The sequence below is a fragment of the Bacillus sp. JJ1127 genome (assembly GCF_036965845.1).
Taxonomy (GTDB): Bacteria; Bacillota; Bacilli; order Bacillales; family Bacillaceae_G; genus Bacillus_A.
In genome coordinates this window covers 1-3,841 of record NZ_JBALQK010000051.1, presented here as the reverse complement: position 1 = coordinate 3,841, position 3,841 = coordinate 1, and the positions used below count along the sequence as shown (strand labels likewise).

At 36.5% G+C, this 3,841-nt stretch carries 4 protein-coding genes and 1 pseudogene; 2 read left to right on the top strand and 3 right to left on the bottom strand.

What is annotated here, in order from left to right:
- Positions 1-103: 103 nt before the first annotated feature.
- From V7183_RS06845 to V7183_RS06835, 3 genes are read right to left on the bottom strand one after another with little or no spacing between them, the layout of a single operon-like run.
- Complete coding sequence (locus V7183_RS06845) at positions 104-1,303, bottom strand: ABC transporter permease (RefSeq protein ID WP_097899199.1); 1,200 nt, start codon at positions 1,301-1,303, stop codon at positions 104-106.
- The gene (locus tag V7183_RS06840; protein ID WP_097899200.1) at positions 1,300-1,980 is read right to left on the bottom strand and encodes an ABC transporter ATP-binding protein; all 681 of its coding nucleotides are present in this window, start codon (positions 1,978-1,980) and stop codon (positions 1,300-1,302) included. The genes V7183_RS06845 and V7183_RS06840 overlap by 4 nt, the downstream gene beginning before the upstream one ends.
- Positions 1,977-3,167, bottom strand: coding sequence for an efflux RND transporter periplasmic adaptor subunit (locus V7183_RS06835; RefSeq protein WP_335359033.1), 1,191 nt, complete (start codon positions 3,165-3,167; stop codon positions 1,977-1,979). The genes V7183_RS06840 and V7183_RS06835 overlap by 4 nt, the downstream gene beginning before the upstream one ends.
- A gap of 282 nt (positions 3,168-3,449) precedes the next feature.
- Here V7183_RS06835 and V7183_RS06830 point away from each other — a divergent pair, with 282 nt between their 5' ends.
- Both V7183_RS06830 and V7183_RS06825 read left to right on the top strand, forming a co-directional pair.
- Positions 3,450-3,641 (top strand): helix-turn-helix transcriptional regulator, encoded by a 192-nt coding sequence (locus V7183_RS06830; protein WP_097899202.1) that lies wholly within the window; start codon positions 3,450-3,452, stop codon positions 3,639-3,641.
- A 3-nt stretch (positions 3,642-3,644) separates the two neighbouring features.
- Positions 3,645-3,841: pseudogene (locus V7183_RS06825) on the top strand (DUF3278 domain-containing protein); the annotation flags it as partial.

Below are 3,841 nucleotides of genomic sequence, written 5' to 3'. Positions count from 1 at the left end.
GCATGGTCAGATGCTCTTTCCCATCTAAAAAGAGGGGGTTTATGTCGGTTTTTTAATTGATGTGTGTGTAGTAGAGAAATCATTCCTCTACTACACTAGCAATCTATTCATAACGAAGTGCTTCAATTGGATCTAATTTCGCTGCTTTGTTTGCTGGAATTAATCCAAAGATAATGCCGAGCGTCATGGAGAATAACACGCCGCCAACAACAACTTCCCATGAAACGAGCGGTGGCCATTTCGCAAATGTGGAAACTATATATGCGCCCCCGTAACCAAGACCAATTCCGATTAATCCGCCAAGAAGCGTTAACATAACAGCCTCAATTAAGAATTGCAGTAAGATTTTACTGCGCGTTGCCCCAAGTGCTTTACGTACCCCAATTTCGCGTGTACGCTCTGTTACGGATACAAGCATAATGTTCATAACGCCAATACCACCAACGACTAAGGAAATACCAGCGATACCGCCGATGATCATTGTCATAATGTTTGTTACTTTCGAAACACCTTCTTGGAATTCTTTTAAATTCACCATTTCATACTTACCAGAAGCATCGCTTGGTTTGCGGCTATTTAAAACCTCAACAGCCTTTTTACCTGCAGTTTCTAGATTATCTACATTTTTTGATTGAACAGAAATACTTTGAATCTCATCTTTTCCATATAATGTTGGCCATAATGTAATTGGAATTAATGCTTCTGAAGGACCCATTCCCATAAACTCATTATCCGACTTGTACACGCCGATAATTTGCATCGGTTGGCCTTTCATTTCAATAATTTTACCAACGGGATTTTCTTTCTTAAACACCTTATCTTCCATACTCGTACTGATCATGACCACGTTATTCCCTTGAGAAATATCCGCTTCATTTAGTGAGCGACCTTTTACTACTTTCGTTTTATTCACTGCAAAATATTCACTATCTAGCCCTATAACATTAACCATCTCTTTTTTATCATTAATATCGAGTGGTTCCATCGTATTATTTGTTGTAATGACATGAGAAATTTCCGGAATTTTTTTCACTTCAAAGATGTCTTCTTCCGTTAATTTCGGTCTTTCACTCACTCCCATTCCGTATGGATCATTCATATCCGCAGCAAAGTGAATTGGCATCACATTATTACCAGAGCCAGCAATTTGCGACTTTAACATCGCTTCTCCGCCTTGCCCAATCGCAACAACAGTAATAATAGAACCTACACCAATAATAATCCCAAGCATCGTAAGTGCTGAGCGCAGTTTATGAGCTAAAATAGAAGATAGGGCAATCTTCATACTATCTAGTAAACTCATACCACACACCTTCTATCTTCTGTAATTTTCCCGTCCCTTAGTACGATTCGGCGCGAAGAGTAAGCTGCGACTTCCTCTTCATGCGTAACCATGACAATCGTTGTACCTTCTGCATTTAACTTTGTAAAAATATCCATAACTTGTTCCCCTGACTTTGTATCAAGGGCACCAGTTGGTTCATCGGCCATAATAAAGGTTGGATCATTCGCAATGGAACGCGCGATCGCCACACGCTGCTTCTGTCCACCTGATAACTCGCTTGGCAAGTGATGCACTCTGTCCGACAAGCCAACCTTCCCAAGTGCTTCCAGAGCTCTTTGACGACGTTCTGCTTTCTTTACACCACCGTATATAAGCGGTAGCTCAACGTTTTCCACTGCTGAAAGGCGCGGTAATAAATTAAAATGCTGGAATACAAAGCCGATATATTCATTACGAATAAGGGCAAGTTTTGCTTCATCTGCTGTTAAGATATTCACGTCATTCAACATATATTCGCCTTCTGTTGGACGATCTAAACAACCAATAATATTCATAAGCGTTGATTTACCAGAACCAGACGGTCCCATAATTGAAACAAACTCACCATTTTGAATCGTTAAGCTAATACCATGTAAAATTGGTACCGCGAGTTTTCCTTGATAATATGTTTTATAAATGTTATTTAACGTAATCATTTTTCTTTCACTTCCATTCCGTCATACACGTTGTCGGAAGGATTTTTAACCACCTTTTGCCCCACTGTTACGCCTTCAAGAACTTCTGTCCAGTCTCCATCATTAGAACCTTTTTTCACATTTTGTTTACGAAGCTTTCCTTTGTCTTCGACGTATACAAATGCATCACCGTCTTTTTCTACAATGCTCTTGCTAGGAACAGCAATTATATTCTTGTTGTCTAAATTTACTTGTAAAGATACATGATAGCCTGGAGATAAACCTTCTTGTCCATCTAGGCTTGCTTTATATGTATACTGTGACATACTTTGTGTTCCATCACCTGCACCAGCAGCTTGAGCCATCTCTGCACTGGTTGGGAATTCACTTATTTCTGTAATCTTACCTGTCCATTTCTTCTTACTATTTGCTTTTGCAGTTACAGTAAATGTTTGATCCTTTTGAATTTGTGATTTTTGAAGTTCAGTTAACGTTCCTTGAATTTGGAATGGGTCTTTAGAAGCAATTTGTAAAAATGATTTTCCTTGTCCACCCATTGCTTGTGATGAACTTTGTGCTGCATCTTTATCTAATTTTTGTACGACACCTGCAAAATTACTATAAATCGTAAGTTCTTTTTGTTTTTTCTTTAACTCTTCTGCTTGTAGTTGACCTTTTTCTTTCTCAAGGTCTGTTGTTTTTTGCCCGATTTCTAGCTCACTTACTTGCGCTTCCATTGGGTCTGTTACTTCTTTCCCAGCACCGCTATCTTTCGCTTTCTTAATTTCTTTTTTCAATGAATCTATTTTCTTTTTCCCTTGATCATAACGCATAGCAGCCATTTTTTGATCCAGCTCAGCTTGCTTTATTTGTAAATTGATTTCTTCATTATCATAAGAGAATAATTTTGTTCCCTTTTCTACTTCTTGCCCTTCTTTCACCGCAATATCCTTCACTTTTCCTTTTGCTGGATCTGCGTAGAAGCTTTCAATATTCCCAGGTTTCACCTGACCTGAAATCAATTTCGTATTATTCAGTTTACGCTCTGTTACTTTTTCGAAGCTAACAGCATCTGCCTTTACTTCACCCTTCTTCTTCCCTTGCATCACAAAAATATTAATAGCTGCAACGACAACAATTAATGCAATAACCCCAATAATGATCCATTTCTTCTTCTTGTTTGGAGTACGAACCGTATTTGGTAACATATTCTCTCTCCTTTTTATATCTTAGTATAAGAATTATATAATTTCATAAAACTTCAGAAAAGAACGACATTTCCCAATGTTATTACGCTCTCCTAACAAAGTTTTACACTATCACTTATATTGTAACAAAAATACCAATGTTTAGAAATATGACATCTTATCTTTTAAGCAAGTTTTAAGGAATAAAAATTTTGTCACATATATTTGACATTTTATCCTCCCAAACGTAAAATGTCATATATATGTGACATTTTTTATATAAATTGTAAAGGAGGTTTATATTTGAATAATGTTAAAAAATATCGAAAATCCGAAGGCCTCTCTCAGCTGGAATTAGCTAAACAGGTTCATGTCGCTAGACAGACAATAAATTTAATTGAAAACAATAAATATAATCCTTCTCTAGCTTTATGTATTGAATTAGCAAAAGCATTAAAAACAGATTTAAATACTTTATTTTGGGAGGAAGATTGAACTATGAAAACTAAGTGGAAAGAAAAATTGTATACTAATTTTATAGGAACAATAAGTGAAAGAGACGAATATCAAAAACAAGAAATTAATAAAGAATTAGCCATTGCAGGAGTCGGTTTATGGTATTTAAATATGTTAGCCATGTTGATTATGCTAATAGTTGATACCATGAACAACACGATGTCTATAGGGACTATATT

Excerpts from the sequence above, each read along its gene's own strand:
- V7183_RS06845 (WP_097899199.1), bottom strand. The coding sequence starts at position 1,303 with ATGAGTTTACTAGATAGTATGAAGATTGCCCTATCTTCTATTTTAGCT.
- V7183_RS06840 (WP_097899200.1), bottom strand. The coding sequence starts at position 1,980 with ATGATTACGTTAAATAACATTTATAAAACATATTATCAAGGAAAACTC.
- V7183_RS06835 (WP_335359033.1), bottom strand. The coding sequence starts at position 3,167 with ATGTTACCAAATACGGTTCGTACTCCAAACAAGAAGAAGAAATGGATC.